The organism is Mesorhizobium sp. WSM4807, from assembly GCF_055811615.1.
This window is the reverse complement of record NZ_JBVVQY010000043.1, coordinates 1-20,752: the sequence shown is the minus strand read 5'-3', so window position 1 is coordinate 20,752 and position 20,752 is coordinate 1. Positions and strand designations below refer to the sequence as shown.

20 protein-coding genes and 1 riboswitch are annotated in these 20,752 nt (G+C 62.5%); of the genes, 14 read left to right on the top strand and 6 right to left on the bottom strand.

The window, feature by feature from the left end; genetic code table 11:
• Positions 1-825, top strand: coding sequence for a thermonuclease family protein (locus AC0L3N_RS31125; RefSeq protein ID WP_123146563.1), 825 nt, complete (start codon positions 1-3; stop codon positions 823-825).
• Here the strand turns inward: AC0L3N_RS31125 and AC0L3N_RS31120 are convergent.
• Positions 788-2,437, bottom strand: a complete 1,650-nt coding sequence (locus tag AC0L3N_RS31120) for a lysine--tRNA ligase (protein WP_123147398.1) — start codon at positions 2,435-2,437, stop codon at positions 788-790. The two genes, AC0L3N_RS31125 and AC0L3N_RS31120, sit on opposite strands and share 38 nt — an antisense overlap.
• A 171-nt stretch (positions 2,438-2,608) precedes the next feature.
• Between AC0L3N_RS31120 and AC0L3N_RS31115 the strand changes: the two genes are divergently transcribed.
• Positions 2,609-3,019: a tellurite resistance TerB family protein gene (locus AC0L3N_RS31115; RefSeq protein ID WP_292399336.1), complete on the top strand. Its 411-nt coding sequence runs from the start codon at positions 2,609-2,611 to the stop codon at positions 3,017-3,019.
• A gap of 40 nt (positions 3,020-3,059) precedes the next feature.
• On the opposite strand, the gene AC0L3N_RS31110 is transcribed toward AC0L3N_RS31115, so the two are convergent.
• A complete protein-coding gene (locus AC0L3N_RS31110; RefSeq protein WP_123146564.1) occupies positions 3,060-3,878 on the bottom strand; it encodes a transporter substrate-binding domain-containing protein in 819 nt (272 codons plus the stop codon).
• Between the two features lie 287 nt (positions 3,879-4,165).
• On the opposite strand from AC0L3N_RS31110, the gene AC0L3N_RS31105 reads away from it, so the two are divergent.
• The 3 genes from AC0L3N_RS31105 to AC0L3N_RS31095 all read left to right on the top strand — a co-directional run bounded on the left by AC0L3N_RS31105 (position 4,166) and on the right by AC0L3N_RS31095 (position 6,395).
• Entirely contained in the window at positions 4,166-4,897 is a 732-nt protein-coding gene (locus tag AC0L3N_RS31105) for a helix-turn-helix transcriptional regulator (RefSeq protein ID WP_123146565.1), read from the top strand.
• A gap of 97 nt (positions 4,898-4,994) precedes the next feature.
• Complete coding sequence (locus AC0L3N_RS31100; RefSeq protein ID WP_095493548.1) at positions 4,995-5,633, top strand: acyl-homoserine-lactone synthase; 639 nt, start codon at positions 4,995-4,997, stop codon at positions 5,631-5,633.
• A 15-nt stretch (positions 5,634-5,648) separates the two neighbouring features.
• Positions 5,649-6,395 carry an enoyl-CoA hydratase-related protein gene (locus AC0L3N_RS31095; RefSeq protein ID WP_473551408.1) on the top strand — a complete coding sequence of 249 codons (747 nt, stop codon included), beginning with the start codon at positions 5,649-5,651 and terminating at the stop codon, positions 6,393-6,395.
• Positions 6,396-6,465: 70 nt separating this feature from the next.
• Here the strand turns inward: AC0L3N_RS31095 and ppk2 are convergent, their stop codons facing one another.
• The gene (gene ppk2, locus AC0L3N_RS31090) at positions 6,466-7,374 is read right to left on the bottom strand and encodes a polyphosphate kinase 2 (protein WP_123146567.1); all 909 of its coding nucleotides are present in this window, start codon (positions 7,372-7,374) and stop codon (positions 6,466-6,468) included.
• A gap of 216 nt (positions 7,375-7,590) precedes the next feature.
• Between ppk2 and AC0L3N_RS31085 the strand changes: the two genes are divergently transcribed.
• The 3 genes from AC0L3N_RS31085 (at position 7,591) to AC0L3N_RS31075 (ending at position 10,889) form a co-directional block, all read left to right on the top strand.
• Complete coding sequence (locus AC0L3N_RS31085) at positions 7,591-8,862, top strand: sensor histidine kinase (RefSeq protein ID WP_473551407.1); 1,272 nt, start codon at positions 7,591-7,593, stop codon at positions 8,860-8,862.
• Between the two features lie 202 nt (positions 8,863-9,064).
• Positions 9,065-9,790: a phosphate signaling complex protein PhoU gene (phoU, locus tag AC0L3N_RS31080; RefSeq protein WP_123146569.1), complete on the top strand. Its 726-nt coding sequence runs from the start codon at positions 9,065-9,067 to the stop codon at positions 9,788-9,790.
• A gap of 91 nt (positions 9,791-9,881) precedes the next feature.
• Positions 9,882-10,889: a magnesium and cobalt transport protein CorA gene (locus AC0L3N_RS31075; protein ID WP_123146570.1), complete on the top strand. Its 1,008-nt coding sequence runs from the start codon at positions 9,882-9,884 to the stop codon at positions 10,887-10,889.
• A 131-nt stretch (positions 10,890-11,020) separates the two neighbouring features.
• Here AC0L3N_RS31075 and AC0L3N_RS31070 read toward each other — a convergent pair whose 3' ends face one another.
• A complete protein-coding gene (locus tag AC0L3N_RS31070; protein WP_095493542.1) occupies positions 11,021-11,539 on the bottom strand; it encodes a GcrA family cell cycle regulator in 519 nt (172 codons plus the stop codon).
• Between the two features lie 353 nt (positions 11,540-11,892).
• Between AC0L3N_RS31070 and AC0L3N_RS31065 the strand changes: the two genes are divergently transcribed.
• The 3 genes from AC0L3N_RS31065 (at position 11,893) to AC0L3N_RS31055 (ending at position 15,149) form a co-directional block, all read left to right on the top strand.
• Complete coding sequence (locus tag AC0L3N_RS31065) at positions 11,893-13,092, top strand: acetylornithine transaminase (RefSeq protein ID WP_473551405.1); 1,200 nt, start codon at positions 11,893-11,895, stop codon at positions 13,090-13,092.
• A gap of 17 nt (positions 13,093-13,109) precedes the next feature.
• On the top strand, positions 13,110-14,021 hold the full coding sequence (gene argF / locus AC0L3N_RS31060; RefSeq protein ID WP_473551403.1) for an ornithine carbamoyltransferase: 912 nt from the start codon (positions 13,110-13,112) through the stop codon (positions 14,019-14,021).
• A gap of 93 nt (positions 14,022-14,114) precedes the next feature.
• Positions 14,115-15,149, top strand: coding sequence for an Hsp33 family molecular chaperone (locus AC0L3N_RS31055; protein ID WP_473551402.1), 1,035 nt, complete (start codon positions 14,115-14,117; stop codon positions 15,147-15,149).
• A gap of 159 nt (positions 15,150-15,308) precedes the next feature.
• Here AC0L3N_RS31055 and apaG read toward each other — a convergent pair whose 3' ends face one another.
• Positions 15,309-15,701: a Co2+/Mg2+ efflux protein ApaG gene (gene apaG / locus AC0L3N_RS31050; protein ID WP_095487997.1), complete on the bottom strand. Its 393-nt coding sequence runs from the start codon at positions 15,699-15,701 to the stop codon at positions 15,309-15,311.
• A gap of 226 nt (positions 15,702-15,927) precedes the next feature.
• On the opposite strand from apaG, the gene AC0L3N_RS31045 reads away from it, so the two are divergent.
• Positions 15,928-17,082 carry a ceramide glucosyltransferase gene (locus tag AC0L3N_RS31045; protein ID WP_473551400.1) on the top strand — a complete coding sequence of 385 codons (1,155 nt, stop codon included), beginning with the start codon at positions 15,928-15,930 and terminating at the stop codon, positions 17,080-17,082.
• Positions 17,083-17,128: 46 nt separating this feature from the next.
• Here AC0L3N_RS31045 and AC0L3N_RS31040 read toward each other — a convergent pair whose 3' ends face one another.
• Complete coding sequence (locus AC0L3N_RS31040) at positions 17,129-18,319, bottom strand: O-succinylhomoserine sulfhydrylase (protein ID WP_473551399.1); 1,191 nt, start codon at positions 18,317-18,319, stop codon at positions 17,129-17,131.
• A gap of 74 nt (positions 18,320-18,393) precedes the next feature.
• A riboswitch (SAM riboswitch) is annotated at positions 18,394-18,471 on the bottom strand.
• Between the two features lie 124 nt (positions 18,472-18,595).
• Here AC0L3N_RS31040 and AC0L3N_RS31035 point away from each other — a divergent pair.
• Both AC0L3N_RS31035 and AC0L3N_RS31030 read left to right on the top strand, forming a co-directional pair.
• Positions 18,596-19,690 carry a 2'-deoxycytidine 5'-triphosphate deaminase gene (locus AC0L3N_RS31035; RefSeq protein WP_123147401.1) on the top strand — a complete coding sequence of 365 codons (1,095 nt, stop codon included), beginning with the start codon at positions 18,596-18,598 and terminating at the stop codon, positions 19,688-19,690.
• A 93-nt stretch (positions 19,691-19,783) separates the two neighbouring features.
• On the top strand, positions 19,784-20,557 hold the full coding sequence (locus AC0L3N_RS31030) for an ABC transporter substrate-binding protein (protein ID WP_473551398.1): 774 nt from the start codon (positions 19,784-19,786) through the stop codon (positions 20,555-20,557).
• The last annotated feature ends 195 nt before the right edge of the window (positions 20,558-20,752 follow it).

The window sequence follows — 20,752 nt, the reverse complement described above, 5'->3', positions numbered from 1 at the left end:
GTGCGCCCGCTTCATGCAGCCGCTGCGGTGTCGACGATCCTGGTGATCGGGGCCGCGATTGCCGCCGGCGGCCGCGCCGTGCTGCATGACGAAAACGGCCGTGTCGCAGCTCGAGCGCAGGCCGGCATGGCGGCGCAATCCGAAGCGCCTGCCACATCAGCGAACCCGCGACCCAAGGCGGCGAGGCCGGAGGCGCATTCCAGGGCCATCGATCCCGAGGTCGTCGCGCCGCCGCAGCTTCAACCCGAAGAGCTTGAACGGGTCGAGCCGCGCGCGCCGCTGAGTGATCTGGCGCTGGCCAGACCGCCCAAATCGAAAATGCCCGACGACTGGAACGGGACAAAACTGTTCCAGCCGATTGCAACTGCCGCCGGTGTGATCGAGGCCAAGGGCTACTCGGTCGCGGTTTCGGGTATCGACATCATCACGCAGGACGAGACTTGCGCCGACGGCGGCAAGTCCTGGACGTGCGGCAGCCGGGCGCGAACGGCGTTCCGTGCTTTCCTGCGCGGCCGGGCGGTGGTTTGCGCGGTGCCGCCCGAAGGCGGCCGCGACCTGATCGCCGCCGAATGCCGCGTTGGCAACCAGGATGTCGGTCAGTGGTTGATCGAAAACGGCTGGGCGCGCGCAGCCAAGGGTGGCCCTTACGTCGAGGCCGGCGAGAAGGCGCGTACGGCGAGGAAGGGCATTTTCGGGCCGGCGCCCAGTCTCTCCGGCCTGCCTCCGGCACCAGCCCCTGTCGCGGCAGCGCAGCCGACGCAGCCGATTCTCGATTCGTCGGCGACGGCTACGCCGCCAACTGACCAGCCAGCGCCTTCTGAATGAGCGCGCGGGTTTCTGCGATGCCGTAGAGGGCGGCGAAGGAACCGAAGCGCGGGCCGCGCTCCTGGCCGATTAAAACCTGGTAGATCATCTGGAAGAAGGCGACGGAGACGCCCGGCCCGCCTTCCGGGCTCTGCTTCGAATGGTCCTGATAACGTTCGATCTTGCGCGCAACGTTGAGGGCGGCATTCTGGATCACCTCGCCATCGGCATCTGGCGGCAACGCGGCGAGCGCGTCAGAGAGTTTCGTCAGCGCCTCGCGCTCGACCGCGTCGGCGGCCCGGTACACCTTGGCCGGCTTCACGAAATCGTCGAAATAGCGGATCGCATACTCGGCCAGCCGGTCGAGCTCGGGATGGGTCTTCGGCGTCACGCCTGATGTGTGGCGCGAAATGAACCCCCACAGCACGTCCTTGTTCTGGGCGTTCGAGGCACTGACCAGATTGAGCAGCAGCGCGAACGACACCGGCAGGTCGACGACAGGCGGGTTACCGTCATGCATGTGCCAGACGGGATTTCCCAGCCGCTCCTTCCACTCCTGCCGGCGATAGGCGGACAGAAAGGCGTAATACTCGTCCACCGCCTTCGGAATGACGTCGAAATAGAGCTTCTTGGCCTGCCGCGGCCGCTGGTACATGTAGAGCTCGAGGCTTTCGGTCGGCGCGTAGGTCAGCCACTCGTCTATGGTCAGTCCGTTGCCCTTCGACTTCGAAATCTTCTGGCCGTTCTCGTCCAGGAACAGCTCATAGACGAAATGCTCGGGCGCGCGCCCGCCCAGGATATTGCAGATACGGTCGTAGATCACCGCATTCGTCTGGTGGTCTTTGCCGAACATTTCGAAGTCGACGCCGAGCGCCGCCCAGCGCATGCCGAAATCCGGCTTCCACTGCAGCTTCACCCTGCCGCCGGTTATGGGCAGCGTGGTTTCGGTGCCGTCATCATCGAAGGTGATAGTGCCGGCCTTGGCGTCGACATGCTTCATGGGAACGTAAAGCACGCGGCCACTTTTGGGGGAAATCGGCAAGAACGGACTGTAGGTCGCCTGACGCTCCTCTCCGAGCGTCGGCAGCATCACGTCCATAATCTTATCGAAACGTTCGGCAGCGCGCAGCAGAACGTCGTCGAAACGGCCAGCCTTGTAGTATTCCGTCGCGCTGGCGAACTCGTAGTCGAAGCCGAACGTGTCCAGGAAACGGCAAAGCATTGCGTTGTTGTGGTCTGCGAAGCTCGCATAGTCGCCGCCGAAAGGATTGGGGACGGACGAGAGCGGCTTGTGCAGGTGCGGCTCGAGTGCGGCGCGATCGGGGACGTTGTCCGGAATCTTGCGCATACCGTCCATGTCGTCGGAAAAGCACAAGATCTTGGTCTTGACCGTGTCCCGGGTGAGGACGCGGAAGGCGTGGCGCACCATCGACGTGCGTGCGACCTCGCCGAAAGTACCGATGTGCGGCAGCCCCGACGGACCGTAGCCGGTCTCAAACAGGACGGTCTCGGGAAAGTCAGTGTCTTTGTAGCGCTCGACGATCTTCCTGGCTTCCTCGAACGGCCACGCCTTGCTTTCAGCCGCTGCCGCAAGCACCTCGGGATTGAGATCGATGATGTTTGATCCCGCCATGTCACTGTTTTCCAAATTGTTCGCCGGCATCGCCGCAAATAGGGGGCCGGAAGAGATTTTTTCCACCGGTCTCTAGGCGTGCCTGCCGTAGGCGTCAACGATCGCGGCTCTTTTTCCTTGCAGCGTCGGTGCCGCGTTCCTAACTTCGGAGCCCGTTTGAGGAGTTTTTAAATGTCGTTGCCGCCGCATGAAGCCCTGATCTATCTGATGGTCATCACCTCCGCGTCCGATCGCGACATGACCGATGTCGAACTGGCGCGGATCGGCGACGTCGTCCGCTCATGGCCGGTGTTCGAGGACTTCGACCATGACCGGCTGGTCGGCGTCGCCCAGGACTGCCAAAAGATGCTGCACGAAAAGGACGGGCTGGAAGGCGTTTTGGCGCGCGTCGCTGAAGCACTGCCCGAACGCCTGCTTGATACCGCCTATGCCGCAGCCTTCGAGGTTGCGGCCGTCGACCTCGAAATGCGCTTGGAGGAGGTGAGGGTGCTGCAGCTTATCCGTCGCCAGCTCGATCTCGACACGCTCACCGTCGCAGCCATCGCCCGCGCCGCCAAAGCCCGCCTTCGCACGCTGACCTGATCCGGGCCCTGAAGGGTCAGAAGAAGCTGACCGGACCGGATCAGAAAAAACTGACCGGGAAATAGCGCAAATAAAATTCGGCGAAGATGCCCTTCACTGAGATCTGCTGCAGCGCGTAGTTGAATGCCGCGGCCAGCGCCGGATCGTTGGCCCTGGTGGCGATGGCCATTCCCGAGCCCAGATATTCTGGCGCCAGATAGGGGCCGCCGGCGAAGCGGCAGCATGCTGCGGCATCCGAACCGCCCAGCCAGAAGGCGAAGCGCATGCCGTCGCCGAAGGCGGCGTCGACCTTGCCGGCCTTAAGATCATCATGGAGTTCTTCCGGCCGGCCGAAGGGTACGACCTGAACGGTGCTGAAATAATCGCGCAGCATGCGCTCATGCGCGGAGCCGGCCACCACGCCGACGCGCCTGCCGCGCAGCCTGTCGAAGATCGGTTCTGCGAGCGCCTTTGTCTTCGGCATGATGAAGCGTGCCGGAAACTGCAGGTAGGAGCGCGAGAAGGCATATTTCGACCGCGACTCCGGCGTGGCGGCGATGCCGGCAATGATCGCTTCGCCTTCGCCCTTCTGCAGCGCCCCTTCGAGCTCGGCCCAGGGCAGTGCCTGGATCTGGCATTTTTCCGCGATGCCGAGTTCGGCGCAGATGGCGCGCGCCAGATCGACGTGGAAGCCGGACAGGCGGCCCGCCCCGTCGAGGAAGTTGAACGGCGGGAAATCGGTGGTGGTCAGGAATCTCAGACGCGGCAGCGCGGAAAGGTCAGGCTTCGGCAGCCGCTCCTTTGCATCCCACAGCACCGGCACTTGCGGCTCCGCGGCACGCGCTGCCGTGAGCCACTGTGCCCCCGTCATTGCCAGCATCAAGACGACGGGTATCCACCGAATTGCCACGATCGAGCTCCGCCCTGTCCTGTCCAATGTGGCTTTTGGTACGAAAATGACACAGGCACAACGGTTTTTGATTTCATCACGCCGATTTAGGGTTATGCTTCAGCGAGCTTGCAAACATGTGTGGCGTCGGCTGGAGGGTAGCTGCAAGGCGCTGCAAACAGAGAGGAGCAGGTTTGTAATCCGGGGTCGATGGCAAAGTGCAGGTAGCACTGGACCGTTGATCTTAACGCGGAAGGCAACATGGGGTAGATGTTGCGATGGGCCACTTCGATCGTACACTGGAATTCATAGATCAGCTGCAGCACGCCAACACGGCGACCGCGGTCTGCGAAAAACTGCTTGGCATAACCTCGGAGTTCGGCCTGACGGCGCTGATGGCCGGAACGGTTCCGCAACCGGGCACGCCAAGAGGCCAGCAAAAGGACCATGTGCTGCTTTGCGAGTGGCCGGGAGAATGGCTCGAGCGCTATGTGGCGCGCAACTATGTCGACCACGACCCCGTCGTCAGCCACATGAAGCAGCTTCAGGCGCCGTTCCAGTGGCGGGAGGCGTCCCAGAGCATCCGCATCGACAAGAGCAGCGGCGAAGTGATGGGCGACGCCGGCGAATTCAAGCTGCGCGACGGTTTGGCCTTCCCGCTGGTTACGCTCGATGGCCAGATCGTCATGGTGTCGCTCGGCGGCGAAGCCGTCGAATTGTCTGGCGCCGATTTCGGACTGGTGTCGCTGGCCGCGACCTATGCGATCGGCCGTGCCATGCAACTCCACACGATGGCGGCCCAGACCATCGACCACGTCGAACTGACGCCGCGTGAGCGCGAATGCATGCAATGGGCCGCCGTCGGCAAGTCCGAATGGGAGATTTCACAGATACTCGGCATTTCGGAACACACGTCAGAGAAACACCTTCTTAACGCCAAAAGCAAACTCGGTGCCGTCAACCGGGTGCAGGCGGTCGCGGAAGCGATAAGGCGCGGCTATATTAGCTAGCTCGGCCGTGCCGGCCTAGAAATTCTTGCCTACGTGATCGCGTAATTTTCTCGGGACAGCCCGGCCGTATCTTCCTATTGAACCTAGGAGACGGCAGATGCTTTTTTCCCTTACCACACAGGAACTTATGGAACGTCCCGACCTTTGGGAGGCCGTTCATCGTTTGCGCTACAAGATTTTCGTCGAGGAGATGGGCTGGACCGACCTGCAGCGCCCCGATGGCCTTGAGATCGATCAGTTCGACCATGACGAGGCGGTGCATCAACTCGTCGTCCGCAATGGCGAACTCGCCGGTTATCAGCGGATGTTGCCGACAACGCGGGCGCATCTTCTGACCGAGGTGCTGGCGGACCTCTATGAAGGGACGCCGCCGTCCGGCCCGAACGTTTGGGAACTGACCCGCTACGCGGTGGCGCCGGGCTTTCGTGACGGCAAGCGCGGCGTCTCGACGGTCGGCACCGAACTCATTGCCGGCTTCGTCGAGTGGGGGCTGAAGCGGAACGTCAACCAGGTGATCATCGAGTTCGAGCCGATGTGGGTCCTGCGGGCGCTGCAGTTGCACTTCCTGGCGAAGCCGCTTGGCTACCAGCGCACCTATGGCAACCAGCAGGTCGTCGCCACACTGCTCACCTTCAACGAGCATACGCTTGAGGTGGTGCGTTCTCGTCGCAGTCATTTCGCGCCGGTGCTGGCCAGGGGATATCCCGACAGGCTCGGAATGAGGCAGGCCTCGTGAGAATTGGAGACAGCCATGAACATCCACCCGCAAACAGAGTTTCGGAATCATACCCTGATTGTCACGGTGTCGTCGGAAGACGGCCGGCCGGTGCTGGACGGGCGAGCTTATGAAAGCCTAGCCAAGATCTTCCACGAAGCCGCAATCGACGATGATGTGCGCGTCGTGGTGCTGCGCGGCCTCGCCGGCTGCTTCTGCCTCGGCGGCGATTTTTCCGAATTCCTCGACGCCACCAAGCATCAAAGATTGATCGCCGCCGTCACCGACATGTTCCGCACATTGGCGACGTTCCCGAAACCGGTCCTTGCCTGTGTCGATGGCGACGCCGTCGGCGTCGGCTGCACCATCCTGTTCCATTGCGACATGGTGATCGCATCTGATGAAAGCACGTTCCGGGTGCCGTTCGTCGATTTCGGCCTCGTGCCGGACGCGGCGACCAGCATCCTGGCGCCGCAGAAACTCGGTTATGCCGGCGCTTTCCGCTTCTTCTGCCTGGGCGACACGCTCAGTGCCGAGGACGCCAGGTTGCTTGGCCTGGTCACGGAGATCGTGGTGGGCGATGTCGAGGAAGCCGCACTTGTCAGAGCCAGGCAACTCGCCAAGAAGCCGGTCGCCGCACTGCTGCAGACGCGCGACCTGCTCAAGGGCGACACGGGCGCGCTCTGCGATCGCATTGACCAGGAGATTTCGCTGTTTCAGCAGGCTTTGCAGGACGATACCACGCTGCGGCGGCTGCAGCGGATTGCTCGGCTGGCGGCATGAGAAGTCATTCGGCAGAATGACAGGAACATCTGGAATCGTGCCGCGCGTCCTTGGGGCGCGCGGCACTGCTTCAGGCCTGTATTCCCAGGAACGAAGGCCCTTCCCCGATGATCTTCTTGTCTTCCTTGCCGATGGCGTCGAGATCGCGGCCGTCATAGGGAAGCGACAACAGGATGCGCCGGATGATGGCAAGTCGCGCGCGCCGCTTGTCGTTGGCACGCACGATGATCCAGGGCGCGAATTCCTCGTGCGTGCGTTCGAACATGAGATCGCGCGCCTTGGTGTAGTCGTCCCATTTGGTGATGCCGGCAATATCGATCGGCGAGAATTTCCAGCTCTTCAAAGGACTCCAGCGGCGATCGTGAAATCGCTCAAGCTGTGTTTCCCGACCGATGTTTAGCCAGAACTTGAAGAAATGGATGCCCTCGTTGCAGATCATCCGTTCAAAATACGGCGTCTCGTCCAGGAATTTCTCGTGCTGCTCCGGCGTGCAGAAGCTCATGACCGGCTCGACGCCGGCGCGATTATACCAGGAGCGGTCGAAGGTGACGAACTCGCCGGATGTCGGGAAGTGCGCGACATAGCGCTGAAAATACCATTGCCCGAGTTCGGTTGGGCTAGGCTTGGTCAGCGCTACGTTGCGCGCTGTCCTGGGGTTCATGTACTGGCGCAGCGCGAAGATCGTGCCGCCCTTGCCTGCGGCATCGCGTCCTTCGAACAGCGACATCACCCGCTTGCCCGTCGATTGCAGCCATGCCTGCGCCTTGACCAGCTCGATCTGCAGCCGCTCGAGCGTCTCGTCATACTCGTCGCTTTTCATTTTCTTATCGTAGGGGTAGCCGCCGGCGCTCAGCTTGTTGTCTTCGACCCAGTCCGGAAGCTTTGGATCCTCGATGTCGAACTCGCGCTCCTTGCCGTCGATGCGGATCTTCAGCGGACCTGGAACGGGCGCGGCGGCATCTTCCTTGGGGTTTTTCATCGAGACGAACCTTTCCAGTTTCCGGACTCATGCTATTGGGAGCCTTACTGCATCGGCCTGAAAATCGGAATCGTTTTCGGAACGAACGGTGCAGCAGATTAACAGTGGTAGGGCGTCCTCTGTGCGTCCAATTGGACGCACGGCGCTCTAGGCCGGTCCAGCGGGAAGTTTGCACCCGGCCGGACCGGGTGGAGGAATGCGCGCGAATGGCTGACAATGGCTGACATGGGCGGCACAGAACAGCGAAGCACGGCGCAACTGGTCGCCACTCGGTTGTGGAACAGCCGCTGGCTGCTGGCGGCCGGCATCGTCGCGGTCCTGACGGTCTATGGTTTCGCAGACATGACCGGCTACGTGGTGCTGCTGGCATGTGCCGTGCTGCTGTTTGCCGCCGCGATGCTGCCGGCCGGCGTTGCGCGCCAGCCCGCGGAGGATGCCGCGGCGATCGAGGCGGGCGGGCTACAACAGCTGTCGGGAGAATATCTGGCGGCCGCCGTTGCCGATCCGCTGATCATCTTCGATCGCACCGCCACGATCGTCCATGCCAACGCCGCCGCCTTCGCCGCCTTCGGTGGCATCGCACCGGGCATGTCGCTGTCGCTGAAATTCCGGGCGCCCGAGATGCAGGCCTTGCTGGACAGTATTTTATCGGGCGCCGCCGCTTCGGATGTCGTTGACTATACCGAAAAGCTGCCGGTCGAACGGGCCTACCGGGTGAGTGCGTCTTCGGTCGGTCACGGTACCGACTTCTATGTGCTGGTCTTCAAGGACCAGAGCGAGGCACGCCGCATCGACCGGATGCGGGCCGACTTCATCGCCAATGCCAGCCATGAATTGCGCACCCCGCTCGCCTCGATCTCCGGTTTCATCGAGACGCTGCGCGGCCCGGCTCGCAACGACCCGGCGGCGCGCGAGCAGTTCCTGCAGATCATGCAGAACCAGACCGGCCGCATGGCGCGCCTGATCGACGACCTGCTGTCGCTGTCGCGACTGGAAATGAAACCTTATCTGAAGCCGGGAACTGAGGTCGATCTCCGCCAGACCCTCGACAGCGTCATCGATTCGCTGGGGCCGCTTGCCAGGGAGAACGGTGTTGCCATCGAGCGGGATTTCGCGGAAGGGCCGCTCAATGTGCCGGGGGATCGCGATGAACTTTTCCAGGTTTTCGAGAATCTGCTGGAAAACGCCTGCAAATACGGACAGTCGGGTGGACGTGTCGTGGTGACGATTTCTCATAGCGACGACGGTCCCGAACCGGGCATCGACGTCACCATCCGGGACTTCGGTCCCGGCATTCCCGAGGAGCACATCCCGCGCATCACCGAACGCTTCTACCGCGTCGATGTCGAAAACAGCCGGACCCAGAAAGGCACCGGGCTTGGCCTGTCCATCGTCAAGCATATCCTGACGCGCCACAACGCCAGGCTCTCAATCAAGTCGGAGGTCGGCAAGGGCGCAGCTTTCACGGTGCATTTGCCGGCGCACTGACGCCTCACTACCTAAGAACGCGTCGGCCGAAAACCGGAAGATTTTAGGACAGCCGGATGCGTGGATAAGGGACTTAGGGCGTACTCTGTCTCCAAGTGGACGCACGTCGCTCTAACGGTTTCTTTTTTCTGTCATCCGGCTAGCGTATCAGCGGGGATTCGAGGAAACGACTCGGACCAGAAGACCCCGGGAAGGCATCTCTATGCAGTCCGTGCACATCGTCAGCGCCTATGACGAGGAGCTGAAATATCTGTCAAAGCGCATCGCCGCGATGGGCGGGCATGCCGAACGCATGGTCGAACAGGCGATCGCGGCCCTGGTCAATGCCGACCCCGGCCTTGCCCAGAAGGTCATCCGTGACGATGCCGTTCTGGACGAAGGTCAGCGCGAGATCGACGACAAGGCGATCATCATCATCGCCAAGCGCCAGCCGATGGCGACGGATTTGCGCGAGATCGTCGGCGCGATTCGCATCTCGGCGGACCTCGAACGGGTCGGCGACCTCGGCAAGAATGTCGCCAAGCGCGTGGTTGCCGTCATAGAAGGGCGCCAGCCGACCAGCCTGTTCCGCGGCATTGAGGCCTTGGCCGACCTGGCGTTGACGCAGCTCAAGGAAGTGCTCGACGTCTACGCGTCGCGCTCGGTGGAAAAGATCGGCTTCGTGCGTGATCGCGATGATCAGATCGACGCCGTGTACACCTCGCTGTTTCGCGAGTTGCTGACGTACATGATGGAAGATCCGCGCAACATCACGCCTTGCACGCACCTGCTGTTTTGCGCCAAGAATATCGAGCGGATCGGCGATCACGCCACCAATATCGCCGAGACGATCTACTACATCGTCACCGGCGACCAGATGCCGGCCGAGCGGCCGAAGGGCGACAAGACAGACAAGATTGTGCTTCCCGTAACGCTTCCGGCGAAGTGAACGGCTGCCTCTCGAACCCATTGCTGATTTAGGCTAAGCTTTACCGAACGTTCCTGGTCCTGACCCGAGGCCATGCCTCCAGGAGGTAGCGATGGAAACCGTTCGGAACCTGACGCCGGCCCCGCCGACATCGGCCATCGTCGCTTCCAGCGTCTATACCGCCGGCCGGCGTGTCGCCGACATTCCGATCGAGGAAGCTGGCGAATGGGCCAAGAAGCCAGGTCATGTCGTCTGGATCGGCCTGCTGGAGCCGGACCGCAACCTGTTGCTTCGCGTCCAGGCGCAATTCCACCTGCACGATCTGGCGATCGAGGACGCCGAGCATCCGCATCAGCGGCCGAAGATCGAGCAATATGGCGATGCGTTGTTCATCGTTGCCCGCACGGCTCAACTGATCGACAGGCGCGTCACCTTCGGCGAGACGCATCTGTTCGTCGGCGCCGGCTACATCGTCAGCGTCAGGCACGGTCCCTCGACTTCTTATGCCGTCGTTCGCCAGCATTGGGAAAGCTGCCCGCATTCGCTAGCCAAGGGCGAGGATTTCGTCCTCTATGCCATTCTCGATTTCATCGTCGACAACTACATGCCGGTGCTCGAGCAGATCGAGGACGAGGTCGAGGCGATCGAGGACAGGGTTCTGCTGAAGCCGATGACCGGCTCCGACATAGAGCGGCTCTACATGCTGCGCCGCGATCTCTTGCGCCTGCGCAACGCCGCGCTGCCGCTGGTGGAAGTCTGCCGCCGGCTGACCAGCGCCGACCTGCCGCAGATCCATGCGGCCATGCACCCGCTGTTCCGCGACGTCACCGACCACATCCGCACCGTCCAGGAGAAGATCGACAGCTTGCGGGAGGTGCTCGCATTTGCCTTCGAGGCGAGCCTCCTGGTTGGCCAGAGCCAGGAAACGGCGATCACCAAGAAGCTCGCCTCATGGGCTGCAATCCTGGCGGTGCCGACGGCGCTCGCAGGCATCTACGGCATGAACTTCAACGACATGCCGGAACTTAGGATGGAATATGGCTACCCGGTCGTTCTGGGAGCGATTATTTTGGTCTGCTCGGTTCTCTATTGGCGCTTCCGCAAGAGCGGCTGGCTGTGAAGAGTAGGGCAGTAGGGCAGTAGGGCAGTAGGGCAGTAGGGCAGTAGGGCAGTAGGTAAAGATGGCGCCTCACGAGCGCAGTCTTTTGCAGTTCACCACATACTGCCGTACTGCCTTACTCCCCTATTCCCCTACCTACTGCGCCGCCGCTCCGAAGCGGGCTGAAACGCAATGCGAGCGTGGTACTTGCAATAGGGTCCGGTTTCGGCCGCGTCGTTGCCGCAGAAATGGAACTCTTCCGAAAGCGGATCGCCATTCGGCCATTTGCATGTCCGCTCGGTCAACTCGACGAGTTGCAGATGCCGCGAGATCGGCACGACGACGTTCTCGACCGGACGGACGTAATGACGCGCCACCGGTACGGTGTCGAATTGCGCCTGCAGCGCGGTCGCGCCGATCGACGTGGTGATATGCCGCGCGGTGCTTGCCGCCCGCGACACCGATTTCTGGACGCTCGATCCTTGCACGCTCTTCTTCTGGCGTGCCGGCGTGGCGGTCGAGCGTCCGCGGCCCGACAGTTTCAGCCGATGCACCTTGCCGATGACGGCATTGCGGCTGACGCCCCCGAGCTGTGCCGCGATCTGGCTGGCGCTCAGTCCCTCCGACCACAATTTTCTAAGAAGTTCGACCCGCTCGTCAGTCCAATTCATGAGACCGCGCTCCTGCTGAAATGTGCGGCGATCGGAATCCTTCCACGATCCGGCTTCCGCCGGGCAGACACCACATATATCGGGTGATTAGGTCCGCCGCACGAAATCTAGTTATTTCTCGACTACAATTACCTTATGCGCTGACTCAGTGACAAGAGTCTGAGGGCCAACACGAATCAGTTTTTTCGGTTTTCCCCAACTTGCCCGGTCGCTGATGAGCCGGCGTCTCGCTGGAGAGCTTGCCGCGCGTCCTTGCGCGACGTTTTCGTTGACTTCATGGCCGAAAAACACGATAAGCCGCAACGCCGCCGCTTTGGCGGCTTTTTGATTTTCCGGTTCCGGAGACGCATATAATGAGCGGTTCGGCGCTTTTCGAGACCTTTACCCGCGCACCCCTGGCCTTCGACCATGGGGAAGGCACTTGGCTGGTCACCGACAAGGGCGAGCGATATCTCGATTTTGGCGGCGGCGTCGCCGTGAATTCGCTGGGCCATAGCCATCCGCACCTGGTCTCGGCACTCACCGAGCAGGCGGCCAAGGTCTGGCATGTCTCCAACCTCTACGAGATTCCGGGACAGAGCCGTCTGGGCGAGCGGCTGGTCGACGCCACCTTCGCCGACAAGGTGTTCTTCACCAATTCCGGCGCCGAGGCGCTGGAATGCGCCATCAAGACGGCGCGGCGCTATCACTTCGTCAAGGGCCATCCCGAGCGCTTTCGCATTATCAGCTTCGAAGGCGCCTTTCATGGCCGCACGCTGGCGACCATCGCCGCCGGCGGCCAGGATAAATACCTGGAAGGCTTCGGACCCAAGGTCGAAGGTTTCGACCAGGTCGGCTTCGACGACATCGACGCCGCCGAAAGGGCGATCACATCAGAGACCGCCGCGATACTGATCGAGCCGGTGCAGGGCGAGGGTGGCATCCGCCCGGTGCCGACGCAGTCGCTGAAGCGGCTGAGGCAGCTCTGCGAACAGCATGGCCTGCTCCTGATCTTCGATGAGGTCCAGTGCGGCATCGGCCGCACCGGAAAACTGTTCGCGCATGAATGGGCTGGCGTCACGCCCGACATCATGGCGGTTGCCAAGGGCATCGGCGGCGGCTTTCCGATGGGCGCCTGTCTCGCCACCGACGAGGCGGCCGTCGGCATGACCGCCGGCGTGCACGGCACGACTTTCGGCGGCAATCCGCTGGCGATGGCGGTCGGCAACGCCGTGCTCGACGTGGTGCTGGAAGACGGCTTCCTGGAGGAGGTCCAGCGCAAGGCGTTGCTGCTGAAGCAGGGGCTGGCGGGCGTCGCCGACGAGTTTCCTGACATCATCGAAGACATCAGGGGCACCGGCCTGATGCTCGGCCTGAAATGCGCCGCACCCAACACCAAGGTGAACATGGCGTTGCGCGACCAGCATCTGCTTGCGGTTCCGGCCGGCGACAACGTTCTTCGCCTGCTGCCGCCGCTCACCGTCACCGACGCCGAGATCCATGAGGCGCTCGACCGCATCCGTGCCGGTGCCCGGGGCCTGGCCGATGCCATCGCCGCGGCTGCCGCGAAGTAACAGTCGAAAGACCCCAAATGAGCCTTCGCCATTTCACTGATCTTTCCGCCGTTTCCGAGGGCGATCTGCGCTTCATGCTGGACGATGCCGTGGTGCGAAAGGCAAGGCTCAAGGCTGGCGAGCGGACAAAACCGCTCGAAGGCAAAGTGCTGGCGATGATCTTCGACAAACCGTCGACGCGCACGCGCGTGTCCTTCGACGTCGGCATGCGCCAGCTCGGCGGCGAGACCATCATGCTGACCGGCACCGAGATGCAGCTCGGCCGCTCCGAAACCATCGCCGACACGGCCAAGGTGCTGTCGCGCTATGTCGATGCGATCATGATCCGAACCACATCGCATGACCGGCTGCTGGAGCTGACCGAGAACGCCACCGTTCCCGTCATCAACGGGCTGACCGACGATACCCACCCCTGCCAACTGATGGCCGACATCATGACCTTCGAGGAGCATCGCGGTCCGGTCGCCGGCAAGACAATCGCCTGGACCGGCGACGGCAACAACGTGCTGCATTCCCTGCTGGAGGCATCGGCGCGGTTCCGCTTCAACCTCAACGTCGCCGTGCCGGAAGGCAGCGAGCCGGCGCAGAAGCATGTCGATTGGTCGACGGCGCATGGCGGCAAGTTGCACTTCACCCGCTCGCCCGAGGAGGCGGTCCACGAGGCCGACTGCGTCGTCACCGACTGCTGGGTGTCGATGGGCCAGGAGCACCGTGCTCGCGGCCACAATGTCTTCTCACCCTACCAGGTCAATGCGGCGCTGATGGCGAAGGCAAAGCCGGACGCATTGTTCATGCACTGCCTGCCGGCGCATCGCGGCGAGGAGGTCACCGACGAAGTCATCGACGGGCTGCATTCGGTAGTGTTCGACGAGGCCGAGAACCGGCTCCACGCCCAGAAGGCGGTTTTGGCCTGGTGTCTGGGCGCTTGATCCGGGCCACCTTGATCCGGCACTGCGTGGTGCCTATCTCAGGCGCATCACGCAAATCGAGCGCGTTTCGACGCATGCGCCCCGGAGGGCGGCATGGCCGCGCCCTGGAGCTTTGTCATGTTGGAAACTCATCAATTGGCTGAACAACAACCCAAACTCGGCGAATTCGGCTACGCCGGCGACGATTATGTCGTGCCCTTCGAGGTCGGCCCGCTCGACGTGCGCGGCCGCACCGTCCAGCTCGGGCCGATGCTCGACGCGATCCTCAGCCGTCATGACTATCCCGAGCCGGTCGCTCGCCTGCTGGCGGAAGCCTGCGTGCTGACGGTGCTGCTCGGCACCTCTCTCAAGTTCGAAGGCAAGTTCATCCTGCAGACCCGCACGGACGGACCGGTCGATATGCTGGTGGCGGATTTTTCCACGCCGCATGCGCTACGCGCCTACGCGCGCTTCGACGCCGACCGGCTGGAGGCTCTGACGTCTGCCGGCGAAACTTCGCAGCAGACGCTGCTCGGCAGCGGTGTCCTGGCGCTGACGATCGACCAGGGCGCCCACACGCAGCGCTATCAGGGCATCGTCCAGCTCGACGGCGAGACGCTGGAGGAGGCCGCGCGCACCTATTTTCGGCAGTCGGAACAGATCCCGACCGATCTCAGGCTCACGGTGGCCAAGCTGTTGACGCCCGGCGTCGGCGGCGCCCGCGAGCAATGGCGTGCCGGTGGCATCCTGGCGCAGTTCCTGCCGCAATCGCCGGACCGCATGCGCGTGCCCGATCTTCCAGGCGGCGACGGCGATCCGCGCCAGGAGATCCACGATCCGGCCGACAATTCCTGGCAGGAACTGCTGGCGTTGCTTGGCACCATCGAGCCTACGGAACTGATCGACCCGACGATCGGCGCCGAGCGGCTGCTTTACCGGCTGTTCCACGAGCACGGCGTGCGCGTCTTCGGCGGCGTACCGGTTGCCGACCAGTGCTCATGCTCCAGGGAGAAGATCCGCGGCATTCTCGGAGGCTTCTCCGCCGACGAGATCAGGGACAGCACCGAGGATGGCGGCATTCACGTCGCCTGCGAATTCTGCTCGAAACAATATGACTTCGACCCGGCGGAGTTTGCCGCCGCGCAATAACGAGCGTCAGTGCTGCCTATCTGCTCGCTGGCATTCTTCCAATGGAAGTAGGAATCGCCAAATACCGGGTGCGGTGCCTTCGCAGAACTTGGGTTCCTCGCCCCACGGAGTGGGGCCACCTCTCCCCCGCTTCGCGAGGGCGTGGAACCCAAGTGAGCGTCAATTGACGGTGCGCCGCGTGCCCGGCAGGTCGAGCGAAAAGGCGGGGATGGCGATATCGAACGTCTCGCCCCGCTTGTTGCGCATCGTGTAGTGGCCGACCATGATGCCGGATGGCGTTGAGAGCGGGCACCCAGACGTGTATTGATAACTGTCGCCGGGGTTGAGTTCGGGCTGGTCGCCGACAACGCCGGCGCCGCGCACTTCCTCGACCCGGCCGGTGCCGTCGGTGATGTGCCAATAGCGTGACAGAAGCTGCACGAATTCATCCGACTGGTTGTCGATGGTCACCTGGTAGCCCCAGACATAGCGGTTCTCCGACGGGTCGGAGCGATCTTCCAGATAGAACGGCCTGACCTGTACTTCGATGTTGCGCGTAACGGCGCTGTACATAGACTACTCCACAATATGTAGACGGAACTCTCGACGGTCTCCGCAGCTTGGTCAACGGGGTGCTTCCCGTCGCTGCCCGCCTGCTTTGCGCGCAGGTGCCGAAGAACAATGTCATTTAAGTGACACATGACAATGATGGTGTGCAGGGCCGGGCGACTCAGCATCCTGTCGAACTGTTGAAACGGCTTTCATGCGGCCGGTTTTTTTCTGGAGTGACCAGATATCGATGGAATTGACAGTCACAGCCGCCTTGCTTTCCACAGCCCTGCTTCTTGTCAATCTCGCCAGCATCCTGCTCGCTTCGTTGAAGCTGAATCGGCCTGGCAGGATCACGCCGGCAGCTGGCAAGGCGCCGCCGGTGTCGATCGTCGTGCCGTCGCGCGGCGTCGAACCGTTTGCCGAGGAAACGCTCGAGCGCGCCTTCTCTCTCGACTGGCCGCGCTATGAGCTCATCTTCTGCGTCGCCCATGCCGATGACCCGGTGGTCGGGCCGATCACCGACGCGATCGCCCGCTTTCCAGCCGTGACGGCCCGGCTGCTCGTCGGCGACGACCGCATCAGCGGCAATCCGAAACTCAACAATTGCGTGAAGGGCTGGGAGGCAGCGCGCCACCGCTGGGTCATCCTTGCCGATTCCAACGTCCTGATGTCGAGGGACTATGTCCAGCATCTGATGGCGGCATGGCGGCCGGACACTGGCCTTGTCTGCTCGACGCCGATCGGCTCGCGGCCGGACGGGTTCTGGGCGGAGGTCGAATGCGCTTTCCTCAACACGCTGCAGGCGCGCTGGCAATATACCGGCGAGGCGCTCGGCCTCGGTTTCGCCCAGGGCAAGAGCATGTTGTGGAACAAGCCCATGCTCGACGCCAATGGCGGCATCCGTGCGCTTGCCGCCGAGATTGCCGAGGATGCCGCCGCGACCAAGCTGGTCAACGGGCTTGGACTGCGCGTCAATCTCGTCGCCTCGCCCTTCGAGCAGCCGCTCGGTTTGCGCACATTTGGCGAAATCTGGTCGCGTCAGGCCCGCTGGGCACGCCTGCGCCGCGTCACCTTCCCCCTGTTCTTCGCGCCCGAGATCCTGATCGGAGCGGCGCCGCCGCTGGTGCTTGCGCTGGTTGCTGCAGCAGGCGCCGGCTTCAGCCTGTCGGCAACCGCCGTTGCCGTGCTGGTAGTCGCCTATCTCCCGGAATGCGCTCTCGCCTCGGCCAAGGGCTGGCACCTGTCGCTGCGCATGATCCCGGCGATGGTTGCGCGGGACGTGATGCTTCCCGCCATCTGGGTGCGCGGCTGGCTCAGCGGTGCCGTCGACTGGCGCGGCAACACGATGACCATCCGCACCAGCGCCGGTGCGGAATTGGAAGAGACTCCGTCGGGCGCCTGACCGCGCTTGGCTTGACGATTCGAGCGAAGCTGTTCGGCGCGTATCCCTATCTGGCGGCTTTCAGTGCCTGCTCGATGTCTTCGAGCAGGTCGTCTGTGTCCTCCAGGCCGACGGACAGCCTGAGCGTGCCTGGCCCGATGCCGAGTTCGGCACGCGCCTCATCGCTCAGATTCTTGTGCGTCGTCGTCGCCGGATGAGTGATCAGGCTCTTGGCATCGCCGAGATTGTTAGAGATCAGCACGATATCGAGCGCGTTCTGGAAGGTGAAAGCCGCCTGTTTGCCGCCCTTGACGTCGAGGCAGATCAGCGTCGAGCCGCCCGACATCTGCTTCTTGACGACCGCCGCTTGCGGGTGATCGGCGCGGCCGGGATAGATGACGCGGGCGATCTCCGGCTGCTCGGCGAGGAAGTCCGCGATCCGGCCGGCACTTTCCGTCTGCTGGCGCACGCGCAGCGGCAGGGTTTCCAGGCCTTTCAGCAGCGTCCAGGCATTGAACGGCGACAGGCTGGGACCGGTGTGGCGGAAATAGTCGTGCAGGTTCTCGTCGATCCACTTCTTGTCCGACAGGATGACGCCGCCGAGACAGCGCCCCTGGCCGTCGATGTGCTTGGTCGCCGAATAGACGACGATATGGGCGCCGAGCTGCAACGGCTTCTGCTGTAAGGGCGTGGCAAAGACGTTGTCGACGATCAGCCGCGCTCCGATCGAATTGGCAAGTGAGACGACGGCTGCGATGTCGACGACTTCCAGCGTCGGATTGGTCGGGCTTTCAAGGAAGAACAGCTTTGTGTTGGGCCTGACCGCCTTTTCCCAATTGGAGATTTCGGTGCCGTCGACCAGCGTCGCCTCGATGCCGTATTTCGGCGCCAGCGTTTCGACCACCCAGCGGCAGGAGCCGAACAGCGCGCGCGCCGCCACGATGTGGTCGCCGGCCTTGGCGCTGCACAGCAACGCCGCTGTGACCGCCGCCATGCCGGATGCGGTGGCGCGGGCATCTTCGGCACCTTCCAGCGCGCACATGCGCTTCTCGAACATGTCGACCGTCGGATTGGCATAGCGCGAATAGATGAAGCCCGGTTCCTCGCCCTTGAAGCGGGCTTCCGCCGCCTGCGCCGTGTCGTAGACATAGCCTTGCGTGAGATACATCGCCTCGGAGGTTTCGCCGAAGCCGGAACGCAGCGTTCCTGCATGCACGAGGGCGGTCTGAGGCTTCCAGTTGCGCTTGTTGCTCGTCATCACCTTGTTCCAAACACCAAAAATGGTCCAAACACAAAAAAACCGGCCGCGAAAGTCGCAACCGGTCCATACGGCCTTTCGGCCCGACGGTCCTTTAGCGACTTGTTTAACGTGGCTGCAAGCCGACCGGCCAAATCACCACGGGATAATGACCCTTTAGACCTGCACCGCGCTTGCGTCAATTGCCGGCATGATTAAGAGGTTGTACCAGCAGGTTCCGTGGCAAGGACCTGCAACAAAACGAGACCTCGCCCGGCCTTCGAGCGGAGCCAGACTTTGCGGCAGACAGGCATTCTTCCCGATCAGGACATTTCCGCGCTGTTCCAGTCGGGCGCTCTGAAATCGCCGCGCGCGCTTGATGCCGACCAGGTCCAGCCGGCCAGCCTCGACCTCAGGCTTGGCGACAAGGCCTGGCGGGTGCGCGCCTCCTTCCTTCCCGGCCCCAACCACAGGGTTGCTGAAAAACTCGACCGTCTGAAGCTGCACGAAATCAATCTCGCTGATGGTGCGGTGCTGGAGACGGGCTGCGTCTATATCGTGCCGCTGCTCGAGAGCCTGGCGCTTCCGGCAAGCATTTCCGCCTCCGCCAACCCGAAGAGCTCGACCGGACGGCTCGACATCTTCACCCGCGTGATGACCGATCGTGGCCACGAGTTCGACAAGATCGCTGCCGGCTACAACGGCCCGCTCTATCTGGAAGTCAGCCCGCGCACCTTTCCGATCGTTGTCCGCGCCGGCTCGCGGCTGTCTCAGGTCAGGTTCCGCACCGGCAATGCGCTTTTGTCGGAAAGCGAGCTGCACGAATTGCACCGTGCCGAGACGCTCGTCGCCACCGAGCCGCCGAATATTTCCGGCGGCGGTATTGCGCTGTCGATCGACCTCGATGGCGACAAGGACGGGCTGGTCGGCTACCGCGGCAAGCACCACACCGGCCTGGTCGATGTCGACAAGCGCGCGGCACAGGATGTCGTCGATTTCTGGGATCCGCTCTACAAGAGCGGCGCCGGCGAACTGGTGCTCGATCCGGACGAATTTTATATCCTCGTCAGCCAGGAAGCGGTGCATGTGCCGCCGCTCTACGCCGCCGAGATGACGCCCTTCGATCCGCTGGTTGGCGAATTCCGTGTTCACTATGCCGGTTTCTTCGATCCGGGCTTCGGCCATTCGTCGGCCGGCGGCACCGGCAGCAGGGCGGTGCTCGAAGTGCGCAGCCACGAAGTGCCGTTCATCCTCGACCACGGCCAGATCGTCGGGCGGCTGGTCTACGAGCACATGCTGAAGCGGCCGCAGGCGCTCTACGGCACTGATCTCGGCTCGCACTACCAGGCACAGGGCCTGAAACTGTCCAAGCATTTCCGCGCCGCGCGCTGATCGCCGATCAAATCAGACTGTGCTTGCCTGACCTTGTGGGCCGTGCTTGGTTGTGCCCAGCCGTTAAGGTGGTTGGAACCAAGGGAACAAGAAATGCAGATTTCAAGATGGATCGCATCGACAGCAGCAGCTGCCATGCTGGTGGTGGCTGCCGGGTCCTTGTCGGCGCAAGCACAGGAAAAGTTGAAGATCGCCACCGAAGGCGCTTATCCGCCGTTCAACACCATCACCGCGGATGGCAAGCTCGTCGGCTTCGACATCGACATTGCCAATGCGCTTTGCGCTCAGATGGAGGTCGAATGCGAACTTGTCACGCAGGACTGGGACGGCATGATCCCAGCGCTCCAGGCCAGAAAATTCGACGCCATCATCGCGTCCATGAGCATCACCGAGGAGCGCAAGAAGCAGGTCTCCTTCACCAACAAATACTATACGACGCCGCTTTCGCTGGTGGCCCTGAAGGACAGCGATATTGCCTCGACCGAACCCGCAGCACTCGCCGGCAAGACAGTCGGCGCGCAGGCTTCGACCACCCAGGCCGACTATGCCCAGGATGTCTATAGCAAGGCAGGCGCCGAGGCGAAGCTTTACCCGACCCAGGAGGAGGCGGTCGCCGACCTGATGAACGGCCGTCTCGATGCCGTCCTTTCAGACAAATTCGTGCTGATGGACTGGATGAAGAAGTCGAGCGACGGCTGCTGCAAGATGGTCGGCGACGTCAAGGGCACCGAGACCGAAGCCGGTATCGCCGTCCGCAAGGAAGACAATGCGCTGCGCGAAAAGCTCAACGCCGCGATCGATGCAATCGTCGCAGACGGCACCTACAAGAAGATCCAGGCCAAATATTTCGATTTCGATATTTATTGAGGTCGGTATGCTTCGCGCGTCCTTCCCTTCTCCCCTTTGTGGGAGAAGGTGGATTGGCGCGCAGCGCCAAGACGGTTGAGGGGTGCTGGACGGAATGATGGGTTGGCGTCCCCTGGAACACCCCTCATCCGACCGAGCGGAGCCTGTCCTCGGGCTTGCCGGAGGCAAGACCCGTGGGCTCGGCCACCTTCTCCC